Source organism: Paenibacillus azoreducens, from assembly GCF_021654775.1.
Classification (GTDB): Bacteria; Bacillota; Bacilli; order Paenibacillales; family Paenibacillaceae; genus Paenibacillus_AQ; species Paenibacillus_AQ azoreducens.
In genome coordinates this window covers 6,471,843-6,491,537 of the sequence record NZ_AP025343.1, presented here as the reverse complement: position 1 = coordinate 6,491,537, position 19,695 = coordinate 6,471,843, and the positions used below count along the sequence as shown (strand labels likewise).

Below are 19,695 nucleotides of genomic sequence, written 5' to 3'. Positions count from 1 at the left end.
AAGAATATAGATAAGGAATGGGATGGTTGAATCCCATTCCTTATCTATGTTTTGGATAGAAAGCGATTGGGAGCATACGGGATACTCATGCTCTCTGGCATTTTTTGCGCATAGATATGCTAGTATATAGGAAGTAAATATTGGCTAGGTTCAGGGATTACAACTAATCCCCATTTATATACGTCTACGTCGCTGGGAGAGTGTTATGAGTATATTAATTGTTGACGATAATCCGACCAATATCGTAATCATCCGGGAAATCCTGAAAAAAGAGAATTATAGGGATATCGATTCCGCACCATCCGCCGAGGGGATGTTTGAAGTTCTGGGAATTCGGGGCAGCGATGATGAGCCCAAAACAGGTGGCCAGGTTAACGTGGATTTGATTCTGCTGGACATGATGATGCCCGAAATGGACGGTATCGAGGCCTGCCGCGTGATTCAGCGTTATGAGCATCTGCGGGATATACCGATCATTATGGTGACAGCGGTGGGAGATTCCAAAAAGCTGGCGGAAGCACTGGATGCCGGAGCGGTCGACTATGTCACCAAACCGATCAACAGAGTGGAGCTGATGGCCAGAATCCGGCTGGCACTGCGGCTGAAGCGGGAAAATGACTGGCACAAGGAACGCGATCAGCGCATCCAGGATGAACTGAAGCTGGCCGCGCTGGTGCAAAATGCAGTACTCAGTCCACCAATTGAAGACGATGCTTTTGAGGTTCATGCCATCTATCAGCCTTCCGCCGAGCTTGCAGGCGACTTGTATGCCTGGTATTCGCTTGGGGGAGGCCGTTATGGCGTTCTGCTGCTGGATATGATGGGACATGGGATATCTTCATCCTTGTTTACGATGTTTATCGCATCGGTGTTGAAGGATACGGTAACTACCTATGTCGAACCAGAAAAAGTGATTCAGGAGCTGAACCGCCGCTTTAATCAGCTGCATATTGAGAATCAGCTTGTCCAGTACTATTTTACGGCGATTTATTTGGTGGTGGATACGGTGATGAAGCGGATTGATTACGTCAATGCGGGGCATCCGCCGGCGCTGTTTTTTCAAAATGGCCGGGAGGTGGAGATGCTGGATAAGGTGAGCTGCCCGGTAGGGCTCTTCGACAAAATGGATATTGAGCCCCAAACGCTTCATTACGAAGGAGAAGGGCATATCGCGTTATATACGGACGGGCTGCTTGAAGTGGTGGAGGGTGAACAAGAGGAGCAGGTGAACTATTTGATCAACTGTTTGAAGCATCCCCATCATTGGGACGAAGCCAGGATGTTCAAGGACTTTTTTGAAGAAAAAGGGGCCAGGGAGCGGGAAGACGACAAATGCCTCGTATGGATTTCGCTTAAAGAGGGGGAAACGCCCGAATGAAATTAAAAACCAAGCTGCTTGCCGGGTTCGGCGTTTTGATGGCGATTCTAATCGTACTTACGGCGGTTGGATACAATAGTTTAAAAGACATGGACAAGCAGCTCGATCAAATATACAAGGAAAGATATCTGAAAGTAAGATACTCCAGCGAAGTGAAGGCCCAAGTGAATAATACTTCGCGGGTGCTGGTCAATCTGTTGCTGAATCAGGGAGATTCGCTGGAGGAAGCCAAACATCAGATAAAGGATATGACCGCAAATGGGGAACAAAATCTGAATCATCTCCTGGCAAGCAGCAATACGGCGGAAGAAAAACAGATCCTGGCCCGGGTTCAGAGCGCTTGGACAGGATTCAAATTATATGAGGAAAAGCAATTATCGCTTGTATCCCAGGGACTGTGGGATGAGGCCAACAATTACCGCAATACGAGCGGTTTAACTTTGCAGCTTGAAGCCCTCGACAGCGTCAATCAATTGTCCGCCTTTCAAGATACGCAGATTGATAGCGAAATTGCGAAGTCCAAGGAAAGCTATAAACAGTCGATCCGCATCACCACCCTGATTATGATCTGCGGCCTTGCCCTTGGGTTTGCGGTGATTATATGGGTGATTCCGACCATTGCCAAGGGACTCACCGCGGTGTCCTTGATGGTCAACAGCTTCGGCCAGGGACGTTTCAAGGCGATCCGCCGGATTAAAGTGGATTCCAAGGATGAGATTGGCCAAGTGGCGCAAGTATTCAAGGAGATGGCGGGGAATCTGATCGAAAAGCAAGAAATGGAACTCAGCTATCTGCAAGCGCAAAAGGATCTGAACTGGCTGAATGCCAATGTGAGCCGGATAACCGAGCTGATGAGGGGAATGAACTCCAGGCAGCAGGTGTCCCAGGCCTTTATCAGTGAATTTACGCCGATCCTGGGAGCAACGTATGGGGCGATATACATCTATGATGAAGATAAAGAGCCGAATTTCCTGGTTCTGAACGGCACATATGCCGGAGAAGGTGAAGTAACATCCAAAGCGAGAATCCAATTCGGGGAAGGATTGATCGGCCAAAGCGCATTGGATCGCAAGCCGATCATGACGGACGTGCCGGAGAATTATTTGGCGGTTTCTTCTGCACTTGGTCAAATCAAGCCCGGTCACCTGATGATTCAGCCGATTCTTTTTGAAGAAAAATTGCAGGGCGTCATTGAGGTGGCGGCATTTGAGCCTTTCCCGGATTTGCATAAACAGCTCTTATTCCAGCTTGCGGCTAATTTGGGAATCGTCATCAACAATATCAACGGCAGAATGCGCGTTGAAGAACTGTTGCGGGAATCGCAGGCGCTTACCGAAGAACTGCAATGTCAATCCGAGGAGCTTCAAACGCAGCAGGAAGAGCTGAAACGTTCCAACGAGAATCTCGAAGAGCAGGCCGAGGCGCTCAAAAAATCGGAGGATTTGCTGCAGCGGCAGCAGGAGGAGCTTGAGCATTTCAATACGGAACTGATTGCCAAGACGCGTGCGCTGGAAGAACAGATGCAGCATCTTGAAGAGAAGAACATCGAAGTCGAAGAAGCCAAGTTGAAGCTGGAGCAGCAGGCCATGCAGCTTGCCGTCACCAGCAAGTACAAATCGGAGTTTATGGCCAATATGTCGCATGAACTGCGGACGCCGCTGAACAGTCTGTTGATCTTGTCCCAGCTGTTGGCCGAGAATAAGGAAGGCAACCTGAACGACAAGCAGGCCGAATATGCACGCACGATTTACGCATCCGGCTCCGATCTGCTGAAAATGATCGATGAAATACTGGATCTGGCCAAGGTTGATGCGGGCAAAATGGGAATCAACCGGGAACGGGTATCGGTGCAGGAATGGAAAAATTTCGTTCATCAAAATTTCATGCCGCTGAGCACTAAAAAGCAGATATTGCTTCAATTTGATTATGGGGATGATCTTCCGGAATCTTTGGTAACGGATGGACACCGGGTTAAACAAATCATCCGCAACCTGATGTCCAACGCTTTCAAATTTACAAGCCGCGGTTCCATCACCTTCAGTGTCAACCGGATTGAAGCAGGAGCTTTGCCTTCCTATCTGGATCACAACAAATCTTATATTGCTATCGCCGTGGAGGATACCGGCATTGGTATACCCGAGGATAAGAAAGATCTCATCTTTGAAGCGTTTCAGCAGGCTGACGGCACCACAAGCCGCAAATACGGCGGAACCGGCCTTGGCTTGTCCATCAGCCGTGAACTTTCGAGGCTGCTGGGGGGCGGTATCGAAGTGGAATCCGAAGAAGGCCGGGGCAGCCGCTTCACATTGTATTTGCCGACCACGGACAAGGCAGCGGAGAGCGACCGTTCGGAAGCTGCGGTAGCCGTCGAGGAGCTGCTCCGTCCGCAAGAGACGGGCAGGACGAATGCCGCCATGAGCATGGTCTCAACCGATGATCCGGGAATTTCCACGATGGAGGATGACCGGGAGTTCATCAATGAACAGGATAAGGTTCTGCTCATTATCGAAGACGATGTTAATTTTGCCGGCATTTTGCTGGATATGGCCCGAGGGCGTGGATTCAAGGGACTGGTAGCGCTGCAGGGGGATGTCGGCCTGAAGATGGCGCAATCTTATCTTCCGGACGCGATTATTCTCGATATCCAGCTGCCGGTGATGGATGGTTGGTCCATTCTGGGCGAGCTGAAGAGCAAGTCGGCTACACGCCATATACCGGTTCACATTATGTCTGTTGTCGATGAGGTGAAGCAGGGGCTCAAGATGGGAGCGATCGCTTATCTGAAGAAGCCGTCCTCCAAAGAAGCGCTCGAAAAGGCGTTTTCACATATCGAATCGTATACGGCCAATTCCGTCAAGCATCTGCTGATTGTCGAGGATGACGAGACCCAGCGCAATTCGATCATTGAACTGATAGATCATGACGATGTGGTCATAACAGCCGTTTCCACGGGGAAAGAAGCGCTGAATGAACTGCGGAACCATCGGTACGACAGTATGGTACTCGATTTAATGTTAAGCGATATGACCGGCTTCGAGCTGCTTGATCAGATCCAGCGGGACGAGGATTTGGAAGATTTGCCGATTATTATTTATACGGGCAAGGATTTGGACAGCAAAGAGGAAAGGCGGCTGCGCAAATATGCCGAGTCCATCATCATCAAGGATGTGAAATCACCTGAGCGCCTGCTGGATGAAACGACGCTGTTCCTGCACCGGGTAGAGGCGAACCTTCCGGAAGATAAACGCAAGATTTTGCAGAAGCTGCACAATAAGGAAGCGTTGTTTGAAGGCAAACGAATTTTGCTGGTGGATGACGACATTCGCAATGTATTTGCCCTTTCCAGCGTTCTCGAAAGTTATGGCATGGAAGTCACTTTTGCGGAAAACGGCCGTGAGGCCCTCGAGATTTTGCATGGCGGCAAAGGGTTTGATCTGGTGCTGATGGATATGATGATGCCGGAAATGGACGGTTATGAGGCCATGCGCCGGATCCGTCAGGAGCCGCAGTTCCATAAGCTGCCGATTATCGCGCTGACGGCTAAAGCCATGAAGGAAGACCGTTCGAAGTGTATTGAGGCCGGGGCGTCGGATTACGTCAAGAAACCGATCCAAACCGAGCAGCTTCTTTCGTTAATGCGTGTCTGGCTGTATTCGTAGCCGTTCATTTAGGGTAATAGATAATAAGTGCGTGTTCAAAAGCGGACTTTTTGAACAACCTCTATTTCACATTGTCCAGTAACAGGAAAGCGACCAGGAGGAGACAGGAATGGATTTTGGCATGGCGGATGGATATGAAGACAGCTTGATGGAGAACGGAAACAGGGAGCGGGAAGATATCGAACTGGAGCTTTTGCTGGAAGGCATTCACCGGCTTTACGGCTACGATTTCCGTAATTACGCGCTCCCTTCCCTGCGGAGGCGGATATGGCATTTTATCCATTCGGAAAATTTGCCGAGCATTTCGGCGCTGCAGGAACAGGTGCTTCATCAACGTCCGGTCTTTGAACGCATGGTCCATAACTTGTCGATTCCTGTAACGGAGATGTTCAGAGACCCGGGATTATTTAAGACTTTCCGGGAAACCATCGTACCGCTGCTTCGCACGTATCCCTACATCCGGATCTGGCATGCGGGGTGTTCAACGGGCGAGGAGGTATATTCCATGGCGATTCTGCTGCATGAGGAAGGTTTGTACGAAAAATCGAGAATTTATGCGACAGACATGAACGACCGCTCGCTTGCGATCGCCAAGCAGGGAATATTCGGAATCGAAAAAATGAAACAATATACTAAAAATTATATTGAAGCGGGAGGAACCGGATCTTTTTCGGAATATTATACCGCGAAATACAACTCGGTTATTTTCAAGCCGTTTTTGCAAAAAAATATTATTTTCGCCGAACACAACCTGGCCACGGATGGTTCCTTTAACGAGTTCAACGTGATTTTTTGCCGGAATGTGATGATTTATTTCAATGATACGCTTCGAGACCATGTTCATGGCTTGTTTCATGAAAGTTTAAGCCGTTTTGGCATATTGGTTCTCGGCTCCAAAGAGTCCATTCAATTTACGGAGTACAGTGATTGCTACGAACCGCTGGACCGGGTAGAAAAAATGTACCGAAAGATCAAGTAGAGCAGGTGGGAGGATTTCATGGGGGTTCAAGAACCGATTCATATTTTGCTGGTGGATGACCGTCCGGAAAATTTGCTTGCACTGGAAGCCGTGCTGGAGAGCGAGCAGTATCATTTGGTAAAGGCTACATCCGGAGAAGAGGCGCTGCGGTGCCTTTTGAAGGGTGAATTTGCCGTGATCGTCCTTGATGTGCAAATGCCCGGGATGGACGGGATCGAGACGGCAAGGCTCATCAAAGCGAGAGATAAAACAAAAGACATTCCGATTATCTTCATTTCGGCGAACAGCAAGGAGGCAGAGCATCTGTTTGCGGGGTATTCGGCCGGCGCCATCGATTATATGGTGAAGCCTTTTATTCCGCAAATTTTGAAATCCAAAATCGACGGTTTCGTTGAAATGTATCTGACCAATAAAAGACATAAAACCCAGTCGATGCTTTTGCAGCAAAAAACGTATGAGCTGGAGCGAATCAATCAGGAATTGATCAAGGCGAAGGAAGCGGCGGAAATCGCCGCTAAAGCCAAAACGGAATTTCTGGCCATGATGAGCCATGAAATCCGGACTCCGATGAATGGGGTGATCGGCATGGTTGATTTGCTGATGGAGAGCGATCTGAAGGAGGAGCAGAGGGAATACGCCAAGATTATCCGCAGCAGCGCCGATGCGCTTGTTACGGTCATTAACGATATTCTCGATTTTACGAAGATGGAATCCGGCAAGCTGGAGCTTGAAGAGTACCCTTTTGACCTGGAAAACTGCATTCAGGAAGTCTTCAGCCTGTTTTCCGTCGAAGCGGGGAAGAAGAACCTGGAGCTTATGTATTTTATCGAAGATCATATTCCCAAGGTCATCTTCGGGGATATGGCCAGATTGCGCCAGGTGCTGATCAACTTGATCGCCAATGCCATTAAATTCACTCATGAGGGCGGCGTTTACTTAATGGTTTCCCTGAAAGGACGGACGGAAGATGCCATTGACATCGAATTTGCAGTACAAGACACGGGAATCGGCATTTCCGTCGATAAAATCGACCGCTTGTTCAAACCTTTTTCGCAGCTCGACTCTTCGATGACGCGTAAATATGGCGGCACCGGACTCGGGCTAGCGATTTGCCGTTCGCTTGTCGAGATGATGGGCGGGGAGATTAGAGTGGAGCCCTCGGAGGAAAAAGGAGCGACCTTTATTTTTAATATTGTCGCCAAAGAGCCCGAACCCGATGGGAACGGGAGAAGGGGAGACGACGAATTTCATCTGCGGGTTAGCGGCGGTGAAAAAGAAGAACCAGTGGTCTTGGTTGTCGATGATCATCCGGTGAATCAAAAGCTGATGGTAAGTATGCTGAACAAGCTGGGCCTGAGGGCGGATGTCGCCGAGGATGGAAAACAGGCAGTTGAAAAAGCCATGGCTGCTTCGGGCTACCGTTTTATTTTCATGGATTTGCAAATGCCGGTAATGGACGGGCTGGAAGCCACGCGTCTGATCCGGAAGCGGGAAGAGGAATTGAGCAGCAGACCGGTCATCGTGGCGATAACGGCCAACGTGATGGAAGGCATTCAAAGCCGCTGCAAGGAGGCGGGAATGGATGATTATATCAGCAAACCCGTGCAGATGGGCAGCGTCAAAGACATATTGACCCGCTATCCGGCCCCTTTGCCCAGAGAATCGATGCAGACCCGGATATGAGGAAGGCAAGACATGTTCAGGGGATCATTCCCTTGAAGGATCAAGAGAGCAGTGATTCAAGCACTGCATTTCGGGTTATTTGAAGATATCAGAGAACTTCATCTTTGAAGGCTATTTCGGACAGATATGTTTAACATACAAAAAAATTTTCGGGAGAGGATGCATATGAATACCAATAAAACAGAAAAATTCAATGCAACGACAGAGCGAAATGAAGGGAGCTGCACCGTTTATTTGAGCGGGGAGCTGGACTTATCGGTTGCGCCCAAATTCAGGCTTGTCATGGAACCGCTTGTCGGGGATTCCGCATTAGATTTGATCATTAACATGAGGGATTTGAAATACATCGACAGTACGGGGATTGGTATTCTGTTGTCCATTCTGAAGGCCAGACACGGGATGAAAGCACGTTTCGCTGTGGATGAGGTTCCCGGGCAGATCCAGAAGCTGTTTGATATGACGGGCATCTCCAAATTTTTCACTCCCATTGAGAATTCCCAATAGGAAAGGATCGAAAAAAGAATGAATGCTGATGTTCAAAGAGTTGTAATCACTCTACCGGCCCAAGCGGAATATGTCGATATAGTCAGATTAAATTTATACGGGATCGCCTCGAAAATGGGTTTTTCCTATGAAGATATTGAGGATATGAAAGTAGCCGTGTCGGAAGCGTGCAACAACTCGGTGCTTTATGCTTATAATCAACGGGACGGCGTGGTGGAAGTGATGTTTGAAGTAAACAGAGACGTATTGTCTATTACGGTTCGGGACGAAGGGGAGAGTTTTGAGCGTATTGCTTCAAACAGAAGTGCCACGCTTCACGATAAAGAACTGCTCGATGTTGAAGTCGGCGGGCTTGGCTTCTACCTGATGGAAGCGCTCATGGATGATGTGAGCATCGAAAACGAGACCGGACGGGGCACCAGGGTCATCATGACCAAACGCCTCATGAGAAGCGAGGAAAAAGTATGAACGATAAAGTGACTCCCCCTGAGTCCATGAGCGAGGCTGTCGGTTTGATTTGGGAGTACCAGCAGACCAAAGACAATGATATCGCTACCGTTCTAATCCAAAAATATGAACCTATGGTCAAAATGGCTGCTGGTAAAATTGCGCGTAACCGGCCGGATCTGTATGAGGACTTATATCAGGTCGGCCAAATGGCGCTGGTTCGTTTGCTTCAGCAATATGACATCAGTTTAGGGGTTCCTTTTGAACCCTATGCCATGAAAAGCATGATCGGCCACATGAAAAACTTCCTTCGCGACAAATCCTGGTACATTCAGGTGCCGCGGCGGATCAAAGAGAAGGGGGCGCTTGTTCAGCAGGCCATCGATGAATTAACCGTGAAGCTGGAACGCTCGCCGAATGTGGAAGAGATCGCCGCGTATCTGGACCTGTCCGCCGAGGAAACGGTGGAAGTGCTGGCCGGACGCGAATGTTATCATTACGTTTCGCTGGATTCCCCGCTTTCGCAGGAAGAGACAGGAGCCACGCTTGGGGAATTGATCAGTTCCGAGGCCGATGACTACGATTCCGTGGAGAAAAGAATGGACTTGCAGCAAGCTTTAAATCAATTGAAGGAGCAAGAGCAGAGGGTGCTGCTGCTTGCCTTTCAGGACGGCGAGTCCCAACGTTCCATTGCGCAAAAGCTTGGCGTTTCGCAAATGAGCGTCTCCCGTATCCAGAAGAGGGCTACCGAAAAATTAAAAGAAATCATGTCCAATTCATCCTGATGAGGGACAAGCTGTGGAGTTTGTTTCGTATTCATGCCGGGAAACTTTAAAGGGCACGCCATTTTCTCCCTGAGATTATGCCGCGTGTCCTTTTATAATGGAAAGAGGCCCAGGGACCACACGGAGTTTTGCTAAGCACCTCTTGTTTGCCCGGGGATGCGCCGGCTGATGCATTGGACAAGTGGAGGGAGAGTGGCCGAAAACGAAAAAAGCCGGAGAACTCTGCAGCGGCAGAGCTTTCAGGCTTTTAGATATCAATGATGAAGCTTAACGTTTAAACTCTTCGATATAATGCAGCAGATCGGCGATATATTCGCCGATAACCGGCATTTTGACAAACAGGCTCAGAATATAGCCAAGGCATCCCAAAATGATGAAGGTCCCCAAAGAGAGCCCGAGTCCACGCGCGATGCCTGAAGTGAAATTCGTCCAAAGTCTTCTCTTCGGGCTGGAATAATTTTGGATGATGTCCTTGATTTCAGCCTTTTCCAATGCTGCGGCAATTTGATCCAGCCGTCCGTTCAGCCTTTTGACCTCATGCCTTAATTCAAAGGGGTGTTCGCCCGGATCATTCGGGGCTTTGTTCATGGTTTGCTTCTTGAATCTCGCTGGAGACTTCCTTCAGATCATCCGATACATCGGCGGAGACCTGTTTGACACCCTCTACAATGCTGTTTTTGCCTTCCTTGATCGATCTGGACAGCTCCGTGGTTTTGGAAGTGACCGTTTTGGCCAGATCAGCCGCTTTTTCACCGACTGTGGATGCAAGCTCTTTGGATTTGTCCGTCACGGTATTGAGTTTCTCGGACAAGTCGCCGCGAAGCTCACGCCCAGGTTTTGGCGCGAACAATAATGCCGCAGCAGCTCCGATGAGCCCGCCAATCAGTGCTCCTTTTAAGAAAGTTCTACCTGATTGCGTTGGGCATTCCATTTCCATTTCTTCTTTATTCATTTCAAATCTCTCCTTGTTTCATGTTCATATTTATAATCATCGTTTGCAAAAAACCAGAAACGGGTTCCAATCAGCGGGCGATCATAGGCATGATGGCCCCCTTCGCTTGGGATTGGAAATGTTTAGCGGTTCTTCTGCTTACTTCGTATATAAACCGAAGAAGTATAGCTGAAACATAGATTATAAGATGTAGGGCGCTAAAAAAGCAGAATTTGCAATTTCGTCAATAATTCATGGAATAACGCGAATATTATCGATAAAGCTGTCGCTTTTTATCCTCAAAGGCGGTCTTTATACTCCTTTGAATTAGTTGTATGATGGTTAAGCGATAAGCTAAAGGAGAGATGGTCGATGGAATCGGTACTGGTCAAAGAATACCGCGCGGACATCATGGAATGTGCGCATCATGGACATATAAGCATTGTGAATGAACGGGGTGAAGTGACCGCGTCTGCGGGCGACCCGGATTTCGTAACCTTCACCCGCTCCGCGGCAAAGCCGCTTCAAGCGATTGCTGCAATCCGCGGCGGCATTGCGTCCCGCTTCGGGCTGAGCGGGAAGGAAATCGCCATTATGACGGCTTCCCATGTTGCGGAACCCGAGCATGTGGAAGTACTGGAGAGTTTCATGCAAAAGACAGGCTTGTCGGAAACGGAGCTGATCTGCGCGCCGAGCTACCCGCTGAATGAACGGAGCAAAGAGGATGTTTTGCGTCATGACGGCAGTAAGCGGCGTTTGTACCATAATTGTTCGGGCAAACATCTGGGCGTGCTGGCATACTGCAAAATGAAAGGTTATCCATTAGAAGGTTATGCGGACCCGGAGCATCCGGTGCAGAAAGAAATCATTGAAACGGTATCGATGATGTGCGGGATCAAGGCGGAGCAGATCGTATTGGGCACGGATGGCTGCGGCTTTCCTGTGTTTGGATTGCCGCTGTCGGCCATGGCTTCCGCTTATGTGAAGCTGGCTTGTCCGGATCTGATTGCTGATGAAGCCACAAGAGAGGCCGTGACAATCATCACGCAGGCGATGAACCGCCACCCCGAAATGGTCGGAGGGAGCGGCCGGCTCGACTCCCTTGTTTTGCAGGATTCCAATATTATCGCAAAAGGCGGCTTTAAGGGAGTATACTGTTTTGGCCTGAAAAAGGAACGTCTTGGGATCGCGTTTAAAGTATTGGACGGCTCGGAGGAAGAATGGGGCTTGATTGTTCAAGCCATTCTGGAGCAAACGGGCTACGCCAACCTGTCATTGATCAGGCAGATGAAGGAAGACTTTACGCATGATATTTACAATGATGCAGGCAAAAAGGTAGGATACGCCGACACGGTGTTCCAGCTGCGATTCACGCAGCCATAGAAGTCGTTACAAGCTTTTCCCGTTCCATTCGGGAGAGGCTTTTTCTTTGTTTCGGCGCACAAAGATGTTTTAGCTATCATGGCTTTGGGGTAAACATTACGTATTCCAACCTAAACGGGATACCAACCGACTTGGAGTTAGCTTTAAGTCCCGTAATCATTTCTCATGGAGGCGGATGCAAATGATTAGAGTGGTAACTTCGGCGGAGCGTCATACCTCGGAGAAAGAGTGGATTCGCAGTGAATTCAGCTTTTCGTTTGCCGATTATGATGATCCGAGCAACGCGCATTTCGGTTGTATACTGGCACATAACGACAACTGCTTGAGTCCGATGCAAGGTTTTAAGGAACATCCCCATCATGATTTGGAAATTGTGAGCTATGTGGTAACCGGCACGCTTGAGCATCAAGATAACCTTGGCAATAATACCCTTCTTCCTGCCGGAACGGTTCAAGTCATGAGCGCCGGCACGGGAATCAGCCATTCAGAGAGGAACCCGTCCGCAGAAGAACCTGTCCGGTTTATACAGATGTGGTTTCTGCCCTCCAGGCCATGCCATGAACCGTCATGGCGTTCACGGAACTTTTCGAGGGAGGAACGGCTGAACAAATGCATCCCTGTCGCATCGGGAGCTGCCGGTCAGGGCAATACAGCAGGGTTGCCGATTCATGCGGATATATCGCTTTATATTCCCGTGCTGGAAACGGGACGGGAACTTGTGCTCGGCCAAAGCGAAAACAAGAGAGTATATCTATTCCTGATTTCCGGCCATCTTGAAGTCGGCTGCGATGACGGCGTATTCCAGCTGGAACCGGGAGATTCGGCCCGCATTCGCAAGAGCTGCAATCTTTATATCAAAGGAACAAGCAGCGAAGGGGAGGCGGAATTTATACTCGCGGAAATTCCCTGAGAAAGCTGTCATAATCAAAGCCCCCTTATGCTCCTTGCTCGCATACGTGCTGACGGCAGGACATGAGGGGGCTTTTTGGCTTAACGGATAACGGATTATTTGTTGCGTAAACGGCCAAGCTCGGATGCTAAAGCCTCTACTTCCGAGATGCTCAGGTTCGATTTGGTCATCACAAGATCGTATACATCGCGGATCTCATCGTATTGATCAACCGAAAAGGCGGAGGAGCTCATAGCCGCGCCGCTGGCCATCCGCAGCTTGGTTTTAATCTGTTCGATCATATATTCGATATTTTCAGCATTTTTTTGAGACAAATCCATAAATAGGGTTCATCCTTTCCGGTTTTCTATTCTTTCAGAGGTTGTTCAAAAAGTCCGCTTTTGATAAGAAAAACGTCTATTGACGTACCTTCACAGCAGACAGACCACCTTTAGCGGCAGTTTTTCTTGCGATATAGAATTTTATCAGCGTATCTAGATAACGAATAAATTCTATATCTAACACGAAGTGAATCAGGAAGTGAACTCGGCATCGAATCTTGAATTCAGCCGGGCCTTCCGGTGCTCACGTACCCACTACGTACGCTCCGCTCCTTTCGTCCCTAGCTTCTTCCAACCTTCTCGGTGCTGAAAACCGGCCTTTTTGAACTCGCACTTGCAGGCAAACTGTAACCATTGTAGCATGACTTTTTCGCCCGGCACAGAAAATGATTTTTATTGCCGGCCGTTTTGCAGTAAAATCAAAAGAAAACTGCTGTTACGAGCAAGGAGGGCCCGCAAGCCATGTCTTTTCAAGACCCTCATTTGATCCGGGGAAAGGGCGGAAGCCGCCAAAAAATTCAGGCTGCCGGACTCCGCGATTTTTTGGCGGAGATTCACAGCCAACATCATTTGGATCAGATTACTTTTTTATGCATTGGAACGGACCGCTCGACAGGGGACGCGCTTGGCCCGCTGACAGGGAGCGAACTGGCCGCCTATGGTTTTCCCCGCGTCATTGGCACGCTGTCTTCTCCATGCGACGCTTCCAGTCTCGAAGAGAGCATTGCGAGCATTCCTGGAGATCAGGTCATTGTTGCCATCGATGCCTGCCTGGGGCAGCCGAATTCCGTCGGAAGCTATCTGGTTTCGGATGAGCCGCTTTTTCCGGCGCAATCGGTAGGGCATACGCTGCCGGCCGTAGGACATTATAGCATTGCCGGCATCGTGAACGCGGCGGGTCCCAGGCCGTACTCTACGCTGCAAATGACCTCGCTGTACCATGTAATGACGATGGCCGGGCAGATTGCCTCGGCTGCCGCAGAGGCGTTCGGACTTTGGAACCAAACCGAAGGGAAGCGTTTCAACGGCTGGCCGTTGGCTTAAGTATATACATAACTCGGGATATCGACAAACGCCAAATCTTGAGTTATAAGCAGGATCGAATCGATTCCAAAATTGAAATAAAGAAAGAAGGAATCCATGATGGAAAAAGTAATTTGCGACGGATATACGCTTGTGTTTTCTGACCAGGGTCAGGGAGATGCTGTAGTGCTTTTGCACGGATTTTGCGGCAGTTCGGAATATTGGGAGCGTGTCGTACCGCTGTTATCCAAAAGCTGCCGCTGCATAGTGCCGGATCTGCGCGGACATGGTTCGTCGGATGCCCCGCTTGGCGCTTATTCCATCGAGCAAATGGCGGATGATCTCCTGAAGCTTTTGGACGAGCTGAAGCTGCCGAAGGTGACCATGTTAGGCCATTCCATGGGCGGCTACATCACTCTTTCCTTTGCCGAGCGTTATGCTTCCCGCCTGAATGGCTTTGGATTGATCCACTCTACGGGATATCCCGATGACGAAGCAGGCAAGGAAAAACGGCTGAAGGCGGTAAGCACGATCCAAACGGAAGGAATGACCGCGTTTATCGATGGCTTGGTTCCGGGGTTGTTTGCGCCGGAGAATGCCGAAACTCATCAGGAATTGATTGCAAAAGCAAAGGAAATCGGATATTCGACCCCACCTCAAGGCGCAGCAGGAGCAGCTTTGGCCATGCGCGAGCGCCCGGACCGTCGGGAAGTGATCTCCGGTTCAAGGCTCCCAATCCTGCTTGTCGCCGGAGAAAAGGATCGAATTGCTCCTGCAGAAAAGGTATTTACCGCCGACGGTCCGAACATTACGAAAGCGACCATCCAGGGCTCAGGGCATATGAGCATGATGGAAAAGCCGGAAGAACTGGTCGGGGTGATTACAGGCTTTCTGCAGCAGGACCGCCCGCAAAGCGATCATTAATCTGCTGAAGCAATAAGATTCATTGCGTTACTACTTCATGAGATGAAATAAAGCCGGAGCTCTCCCGCGCGGGGGTTCCGGCTTTTTAAAGACTATAGAATTTATATGTTTTTTTGGGTCCCCGCAAAGTATGAACCATGGACCGCTGGCTTTGGCCTGCCGAATGTCTTACAATCAGTTAGAACAAAAGATTTGGCCAATACCATTAGCGGCATTTTTCACGGGAAAGGATTGAGAAGCGTCATGTTCAGGAAAGACTATTTGATGAAGATGGTTGAAGATATGGTTGAAATGGTCGGGAAAGTATTTGGACTCAAGCAGCAGAAGAAATATGTCGAGGCTCTATGGGAAATCGATGATCTGCTGAGTAAAAATTTCCGCCTGAACTCGAAGCTTTTGAATTCCCTGTCCACCGAAGATATGATAGAGATGTTCCGTATAGGAGGCGCTGTCGAAGCCGACAAGCTGCAGAGCGTGGCGAGGCTCCTGGAGGAAGAGGGCGGCGTTTACCTGGATATGGGCCGCAAGGATGAAGGATTAACCCGCTTGATGAAGACGCTGCATTTGTATCTTTATGCCGACCTTCATGGCGCGGACCATACGATGCTGAAACTGCCGGAACGCATCGCGATGTTGAAGGATCAGATCAAAGGCTACAGACTGCCGGCCAAAACGGACAAGCTGCTGCTTGGGTACGAAGAGGCGCAGGGGCGGTATGATGAAGCGGAGAATGTGCTTTTCCGCCTTCTGGATCAGCATGAACTGACGGAAGAAGAAGGCCTTGCCTTTTACCAGAGGCTTTTGCAGCATACCGATAACGAGCTTTCGGCGGGTGGACTTCCCCGCACCGAAGTAGAAGAGGGACTGGAAGACCTGCAGCGGAGGGTGAAGGGTTAATGCTCTCCCTGGAAACTATGTGAAAGTGAGATGTACTCTCTTGGAATCTTTACGTAAACTCATCCATGACATTACAGAAGAAACAACATTGATCACGGCGACGCTCAGCCAGCTCCGCAAACGGGAAGGCGTAGCTTTTACGAAGGTTCAGATCAAACCCGTGGAGCTGAAGAAAAAAATACATTATCAATTCGCCTATGTGCATCCAAACAAGGTGGTGCATCAAAATATTCCCGCCGAAGAAGCCGAAGCAGCGATTATGAAGCTGTTCGAGGAAACCTTTCGCCAGGGTTTGATCTCCACGCCAACTGCGGACTATCAAATTTGGATCAGCAAAAAATATAAAGTATCGATTCTGACCAAATCCCCGACCAAAACAAGCATGGATTTGGCGCATAACCGCAAAAAGCAATATGTGCTGGAAGAGGGGCAGCCGATTTCGTTCCTTGTCGAGCTTGGCATCATGAATGAAGAAGGCAAAGTGCTGGCACGCAAATATGATAAGTTCAAACAGATCAACCGCTTTCTTGAGATGGTCGAGGATGTGCTGCCTTCGCTTCCGGAGGGACGGCCGCTGACGATTGTCGATTTCGGCTGCGGGAAATCTTATCTGACTTTTGCGTTATATCATTATTTGGCCATTCAGGAGCGCAGAACGCTGAACGTAGTGGGGCTGGATCTCAAAGCGGATGTCATCGAGCATTGCAACCAGTTGGCCAATAGGCTGAATTACAACAATCTCCGTTTTCTGGTTGGTGATATTGCGGAGTATAACGAACTGGAACAGGTCGATATGGTCGTTACGCTCCACGCTTGCGATACGGCGACGGACGCGGCCTTGGAAAAGGCCGTTCGCTGGAATGCCTCGGTGATTCTGTCGGTTCCTTGCTGCCAACATGAGCTGTTCGGGCAGGTAGACAGCCCGGTGATGGAGCCGCTGCTCGCGCACGGTATATTGAAGGAGCGTTTCTCGGCGCTGGCAACGGACGGGATTCGGGCCAAGCTGCTGGATATTCTCGGCTATAAAACCCAACTGCTCGAATTTATCGATCTGGAGCATACCCCGAAAAACATTCTGATCCGGGCGGTCAAGGGCCAAAGCGGCAATAAGGAGCAGCTCTGGCGCGAATACACAGCATTCCGGGACTTCCTGAAAGCTAAGCCGTACCTGGAGAAGGTATGTGCGGATTTGCTGCCTGCGGCGAAGCCGGAATAGGCTGCCCGAACGTTGATCCGGCACCTGGGCGCGGGTATAACAAGGTGATGGGAGGCAAAGGCGTGAAACGTTGGGTTCAGGGAGTGGGAGAGGCAGCGCTGATTGCAGTTCTGCTGGTGGCTTGTCTGAAATCCGGCTTGTATTTTACGGCGGGGCTGTATCCGGTCTGGATCGGATACGGTTCGTTGATCTTGTTTGCAGGAGTCCTTGCCCTGGCGCTGCGCGTCTTTGGACGTGAGAAGCATGCTACTGCGGGAGCTGCACGCCCTTGGCCCGAGTTAGTCCTGATTGCCTGCCCAATTATATTGATGGCCGTATATGCCGTTCACTGGCTGCTGGGACCGTTGTCCGTACAAGGGACGATGAACCAGCTGCTCAGATGGGGATTTTACGGTCTCTTTGCCGTGTCCGCCATTTCCGCCGCGCGGCGGCAGGGGGGGAGAGCGGTGCTTGCGGCGGCTTGGCATGCGGCAGGAGCCGTGCTCTGCGGTTCGGCGCTGCTGGCGGTCTATGGCGTGATTCCGCTGCCATATGCGATTGCGTATTCCGCCAATCCAGGCATCAGCGCGACGGGAGCGCGGCTTGCCGGCCTCCTGGAGTATCCGAACACCTTTGGCATGCTGATGGCCGCATTCCTGCTGGAGCGGCTGTTTGCGCTGTCCGCCTTGTTCCGGCGAGAGTCCGAAGCCGGACAGGCGCGCCTGCTGCGGGCTGCGTTCCCGCTGCTGCCGTACGCCGCCGCGCTCCTCCTCAGCGAGTCGCGCGGCGCCTGGCTCGCGGCCGGCGTGGCCTTGGCCGCTGGCCTCGCCCTGGAGCGGCGGCGCATGCTGGCGCCGCTCCTGCTTGCGGCCGCGCCTCTGGCCGGCGCGGCCTTGCTGTACCGCCAGCTGGCAGCAGCGCTGCTGGCGGTACAACCCGTCCCCGGCCTGCTTGCGCTGGCCGGGGTGTGGGCCGGCAGCATGCTTGCCGGCCTGGGGCTTTGCCGCCTTGCGCGCAGCGAGGCGGCAGTGCGGCGCCGCCTGGCCTGGGGCGCAGGCGGCCTGCTCGCGGGTGCCGGTGCGGGCATGGTGTTTCTGACGGCGCAGGAGCGCATCGTCAGAAACTTCGGCACCGTCTCCGCGCGCGGCGCCATGTACCGCGATGCATGGCGCTTGTTTGAGCATGCGCCCTGGTTCGGACAGGGCGGGGAGACATGGCGGCTTTCGTATCGAGCCGTCCAGTCGAATCCTTATGTAGGCAGCCAGGTGCACAGCGGCTACTTGGATATGCTGCTGAATACAGGCATCATCGGCACCTGCATTTTGCTTGTGCTGCTTGCAGCGGCGGGATGGCTGCTGTACCGCTGCCGCCGCTGCCTGCTGCCGGTATTCTTGGTTTTTGTTTTGCACAGCGCGGCGGATCTCGATTGGAGTTTCGGGCTTGTGTGGCTGCTGATGTTTTTGCTTGTAGCCTGGGGGTTGTCATGCGAACGGGCTCCGTTATCTTCGGCTGAAGCGAATTCGGCTGCTGCGGGTCTTGAACCTCATCCGGAACTGGTGCGGCAAAGGCTCTGGGGCCTTAGCCGGGAAGGAATGCTGCCTGCATCCGGCCGGGTACCGCTTCAGCTGCTTTGGCTCGGTATCATTGCAGGGGGCGTGATGCTGGCCATTCGGGGAGAGGCGGGGTACCGGCTTCATCAGGAGGCTTATTATGCATCTTCGCCAGCCAAAGCGATTAGCCTGCTGCGTTCATCGCTCCGGTGGAACCCTGCCGATGCGGCGGCCGCGCTTGATCTTGCGCGGTTCTTGCAGCCCGAAGAAGCGAGGTCCGTGCTGGAGCGGAGTTTGTCCTACACGCCCGGGCATTCCGGTTTGATCTTTGCCCTTGCCGATAATGCGATCAGGCGGGGCGATACCGCCGCAGCGGCACAATGGGCGAAAGTAGGCTTCAGCAGCGACAAATTTAACGCAGGTGAGCAGACGAGGAGTCTGGAAGGGCTATTCAGACTGGCGAAGAGGAAGCTGTCCTCCGGCAACGCACAGGAAGCCCGCCGGATTGTTCAGGCAGGGCTTGCGCTTTATCGTGATTATGCGAACCGGGCAAAAGATCATTACGGGGCCAGTCTGCGCAATGACCGCGATTTCCGGTTGACCCGCGAGGCGATGGAGTGGGGCAGACAGCTGACTCGACTGGAGCGGACGATATCCGAAACGCGATAATACGACGAGTCAACGAATTGCCGTCATCAATATGCAAAGGCGGTTGACGTTTACGCGGGAAACCGTTCTAGATGGTTATAAATCTCTTGAAAAACTGCGCATGTTATCCGCCAAAAGCATCGCGAAAAGCATTGCTGAGATGTTCCGCATCCACGTTCCATAACTCGGCGAGCTCGTCGCGAACGTTTTCGTCCCACCAGTTGCAGAGAAGCTTCCGGTTGCTGCGGTTCTCGTGAATCCAGATTAGATTGCTGATAACCTTGCGGTAATAGAGCGCTTCGCCATCGCGGAGTGCATCTTCCGGAACGTATACCTTCAGCCGCTTGACCGTGCGGTACAGCTCCTTGCTGCAAGCCCTGCGAATGCCTCGGGCCGTAGGGAGCGGAGCATCTTTTCTGTTTGAAATCGGCGGCATTTGAACTACCTCCTTTATTCCACACCATATGCTCCAAACGCGG

The 19,695-nt window shown here is 51.1% G+C and carries 18 protein-coding genes; 14 read left to right on the top strand and 4 right to left on the bottom strand.

Annotated features, from left to right (window positions below):
• Positions 1 to 205 precede the first annotated feature (205 nt).
• From L6442_RS29060 to L6442_RS29030, 7 genes are all read left to right on the top strand, one after another.
• The gene (locus L6442_RS29060) at positions 206 to 1,378 is read left to right on the top strand and encodes a SpoIIE family protein phosphatase (RefSeq protein ID WP_212979014.1); all 1,173 of its coding nucleotides are present in this window, start codon (positions 206 to 208) and stop codon (positions 1,376 to 1,378) included.
• Entirely contained in the window at positions 1,375 to 5,037 is a 3,663-nt protein-coding gene (locus L6442_RS29055; protein WP_212979013.1) for a response regulator, read from the top strand. Before L6442_RS29060 ends, L6442_RS29055 begins: the two co-directional genes overlap by 4 nt.
• 109 nt (positions 5,038 to 5,146) lie before the next feature.
• Positions 5,147 to 6,016: a CheR family methyltransferase gene (locus L6442_RS29050; protein WP_212979012.1), complete on the top strand. Its 870-nt coding sequence runs from the start codon at positions 5,147 to 5,149 to the stop codon at positions 6,014 to 6,016.
• An 18-nt stretch (positions 6,017 to 6,034) separates the two neighbouring features.
• Positions 6,035 to 7,699, top strand: coding sequence for a response regulator (locus L6442_RS29045; RefSeq protein WP_212979011.1), 1,665 nt, complete (start codon positions 6,035 to 6,037; stop codon positions 7,697 to 7,699).
• A gap of 165 nt (positions 7,700 to 7,864) precedes the next feature.
• Positions 7,865 to 8,203 carry an STAS domain-containing protein gene (locus L6442_RS29040; RefSeq protein ID WP_194232481.1) on the top strand — a complete coding sequence of 113 codons (339 nt, stop codon included), beginning with the start codon at positions 7,865 to 7,867 and terminating at the stop codon, positions 8,201 to 8,203.
• Between the two features lie 18 nt (positions 8,204 to 8,221).
• A complete protein-coding gene (rsbW, locus tag L6442_RS29035) occupies positions 8,222 to 8,671 on the top strand; it encodes an anti-sigma B factor RsbW (protein ID WP_212979010.1) in 450 nt (149 codons plus the stop codon).
• Positions 8,668 to 9,435, top strand: a complete 768-nt coding sequence (locus L6442_RS29030; protein WP_212979009.1) for a sigma-70 family RNA polymerase sigma factor — start codon at positions 8,668 to 8,670, stop codon at positions 9,433 to 9,435. Before rsbW ends, L6442_RS29030 begins: the two co-directional genes overlap by 4 nt.
• 267 nt (positions 9,436 to 9,702) lie before the next feature.
• On the opposite strand, the gene L6442_RS29025 is transcribed toward L6442_RS29030, so the two are convergent.
• Both L6442_RS29025 and L6442_RS29020 read right to left on the bottom strand, forming a co-directional pair.
• Positions 9,703 to 10,023 carry a DUF5665 domain-containing protein gene (locus L6442_RS29025; protein ID WP_194232478.1) on the bottom strand — a complete coding sequence of 107 codons (321 nt, stop codon included), beginning with the start codon at positions 10,021 to 10,023 and terminating at the stop codon, positions 9,703 to 9,705.
• Positions 10,004 to 10,387, bottom strand: a complete 384-nt coding sequence (locus L6442_RS29020; protein WP_212979008.1) for a YtxH domain-containing protein — start codon at positions 10,385 to 10,387, stop codon at positions 10,004 to 10,006. Before L6442_RS29020 ends, L6442_RS29025 begins: the two co-directional genes overlap by 20 nt.
• A gap of 351 nt (positions 10,388 to 10,738) precedes the next feature.
• Between L6442_RS29020 and L6442_RS29015 the strand changes: the two genes are divergently transcribed.
• Together L6442_RS29015 and L6442_RS29010 are read left to right on the top strand one after the other, a co-directional pair.
• Complete coding sequence (locus L6442_RS29015) at positions 10,739 to 11,749, top strand: asparaginase (RefSeq protein WP_212979007.1); 1,011 nt, start codon at positions 10,739 to 10,741, stop codon at positions 11,747 to 11,749.
• A gap of 181 nt (positions 11,750 to 11,930) precedes the next feature.
• On the top strand, positions 11,931 to 12,659 hold the full coding sequence (locus L6442_RS29010) for a pirin family protein (RefSeq protein ID WP_212979006.1): 729 nt from the start codon (positions 11,931 to 11,933) through the stop codon (positions 12,657 to 12,659).
• Between the two features lie 95 nt (positions 12,660 to 12,754).
• Here the strand turns inward: L6442_RS29010 and L6442_RS29005 are convergent, their stop codons facing one another.
• The gene (locus tag L6442_RS29005) at positions 12,755 to 12,979 is read right to left on the bottom strand and encodes a DUF1128 domain-containing protein (RefSeq protein ID WP_212979005.1); all 225 of its coding nucleotides are present in this window, start codon (positions 12,977 to 12,979) and stop codon (positions 12,755 to 12,757) included.
• Between the two features lie 462 nt (positions 12,980 to 13,441).
• Here L6442_RS29005 and yyaC point away from each other — a divergent pair, with 462 nt between their 5' ends.
• The 5 genes from yyaC to L6442_RS28980 all read left to right on the top strand — a co-directional run bounded on the left by yyaC (position 13,442) and on the right by L6442_RS28980 (position 19,237).
• Positions 13,442 to 14,023 carry a spore protease YyaC gene (gene yyaC / locus L6442_RS29000; RefSeq protein ID WP_212979004.1) on the top strand — a complete coding sequence of 194 codons (582 nt, stop codon included), beginning with the start codon at positions 13,442 to 13,444 and terminating at the stop codon, positions 14,021 to 14,023.
• 99 nt (positions 14,024 to 14,122) lie between these two features.
• Entirely contained in the window at positions 14,123 to 14,926 is an 804-nt protein-coding gene (locus tag L6442_RS28995; RefSeq protein WP_212979110.1) for an alpha/beta fold hydrolase, read from the top strand.
• A gap of 243 nt (positions 14,927 to 15,169) precedes the next feature.
• The gene (locus L6442_RS28990; RefSeq protein ID WP_212979003.1) at positions 15,170 to 15,823 is read left to right on the top strand and encodes a DUF6483 family protein; all 654 of its coding nucleotides are present in this window, start codon (positions 15,170 to 15,172) and stop codon (positions 15,821 to 15,823) included.
• 40 nt (positions 15,824 to 15,863) lie between these two features.
• Positions 15,864 to 17,039 (top strand): class I SAM-dependent methyltransferase, encoded by a 1,176-nt coding sequence (locus L6442_RS28985; protein ID WP_212979002.1) that lies wholly within the window; start codon positions 15,864 to 15,866, stop codon positions 17,037 to 17,039.
• Positions 17,003 to 19,237 (top strand): O-antigen ligase family protein, encoded by a 2,235-nt coding sequence (locus tag L6442_RS28980; RefSeq protein WP_212979001.1) that lies wholly within the window; start codon positions 17,003 to 17,005, stop codon positions 19,235 to 19,237. The genes L6442_RS28985 and L6442_RS28980 overlap by 37 nt, the downstream gene beginning before the upstream one ends.
• 103 nt (positions 19,238 to 19,340) lie before the next feature.
• Here the strand turns inward: L6442_RS28980 and L6442_RS28975 are convergent, their stop codons facing one another.
• Positions 19,341 to 19,652, bottom strand: coding sequence for a dehydrogenase (locus L6442_RS28975; RefSeq protein WP_194235546.1), 312 nt, complete (start codon positions 19,650 to 19,652; stop codon positions 19,341 to 19,343).
• Positions 19,653 to 19,695 lie beyond the last annotated feature (43 nt).

What these genes read in the sequence shown, in the direction of transcription:
- L6442_RS29060 (WP_212979014.1), top strand. Translation starts at nt 206, where the DNA reads ATGAGTATATTAATTGTTGACGATAATCCGACCAATATCGTAATCATC.
- L6442_RS29055 (WP_212979013.1), top strand. Translation starts at nt 1,375, where the DNA reads ATGAAATTAAAAACCAAGCTGCTTGCCGGGTTCGGCGTTTTGATGGCG.
- L6442_RS29050 (WP_212979012.1), top strand. Translation starts at nt 5,147, where the DNA reads ATGGATTTTGGCATGGCGGATGGATATGAAGACAGCTTGATGGAGAAC.
- L6442_RS29045 (WP_212979011.1), top strand. Translation starts at nt 6,035, where the DNA reads ATGGGGGTTCAAGAACCGATTCATATTTTGCTGGTGGATGACCGTCCG.
- L6442_RS29040 (WP_194232481.1), top strand. Translation starts at nt 7,865, where the DNA reads ATGAATACCAATAAAACAGAAAAATTCAATGCAACGACAGAGCGAAAT.
- rsbW (WP_212979010.1), top strand. Translation starts at nt 8,222, where the DNA reads ATGAATGCTGATGTTCAAAGAGTTGTAATCACTCTACCGGCCCAAGCG.
- L6442_RS29030 (WP_212979009.1), top strand. Translation starts at nt 8,668, where the DNA reads ATGAACGATAAAGTGACTCCCCCTGAGTCCATGAGCGAGGCTGTCGGT.
- L6442_RS29025 (WP_194232478.1), bottom strand. Translation starts at nt 10,023, where the DNA reads ATGAACAAAGCCCCGAATGATCCGGGCGAACACCCCTTTGAATTAAGG.
- L6442_RS29020 (WP_212979008.1), bottom strand. Translation starts at nt 10,387, where the DNA reads ATGAATAAAGAAGAAATGGAAATGGAATGCCCAACGCAATCAGGTAGA.
- L6442_RS29015 (WP_212979007.1), top strand. Translation starts at nt 10,739, where the DNA reads ATGGAATCGGTACTGGTCAAAGAATACCGCGCGGACATCATGGAATGT.
- L6442_RS29010 (WP_212979006.1), top strand. Translation starts at nt 11,931, where the DNA reads ATGATTAGAGTGGTAACTTCGGCGGAGCGTCATACCTCGGAGAAAGAG.
- L6442_RS29005 (WP_212979005.1), bottom strand. Translation starts at nt 12,979, where the DNA reads ATGGATTTGTCTCAAAAAAATGCTGAAAATATCGAATATATGATCGAA.
- yyaC (WP_212979004.1), top strand. Translation starts at nt 13,442, where the DNA reads ATGTCTTTTCAAGACCCTCATTTGATCCGGGGAAAGGGCGGAAGCCGC.
- L6442_RS28995 (WP_212979110.1), top strand. Translation starts at nt 14,123, where the DNA reads ATGGAAAAAGTAATTTGCGACGGATATACGCTTGTGTTTTCTGACCAG.
- L6442_RS28990 (WP_212979003.1), top strand. Translation starts at nt 15,170, where the DNA reads ATGTTCAGGAAAGACTATTTGATGAAGATGGTTGAAGATATGGTTGAA.
- L6442_RS28980 (WP_212979001.1), top strand. Translation starts at nt 17,003, where the DNA reads ATGTGCGGATTTGCTGCCTGCGGCGAAGCCGGAATAGGCTGCCCGAAC.
- L6442_RS28975 (WP_194235546.1), bottom strand. Translation starts at nt 19,652, where the DNA reads ATGCCGCCGATTTCAAACAGAAAAGATGCTCCGCTCCCTACGGCCCGA.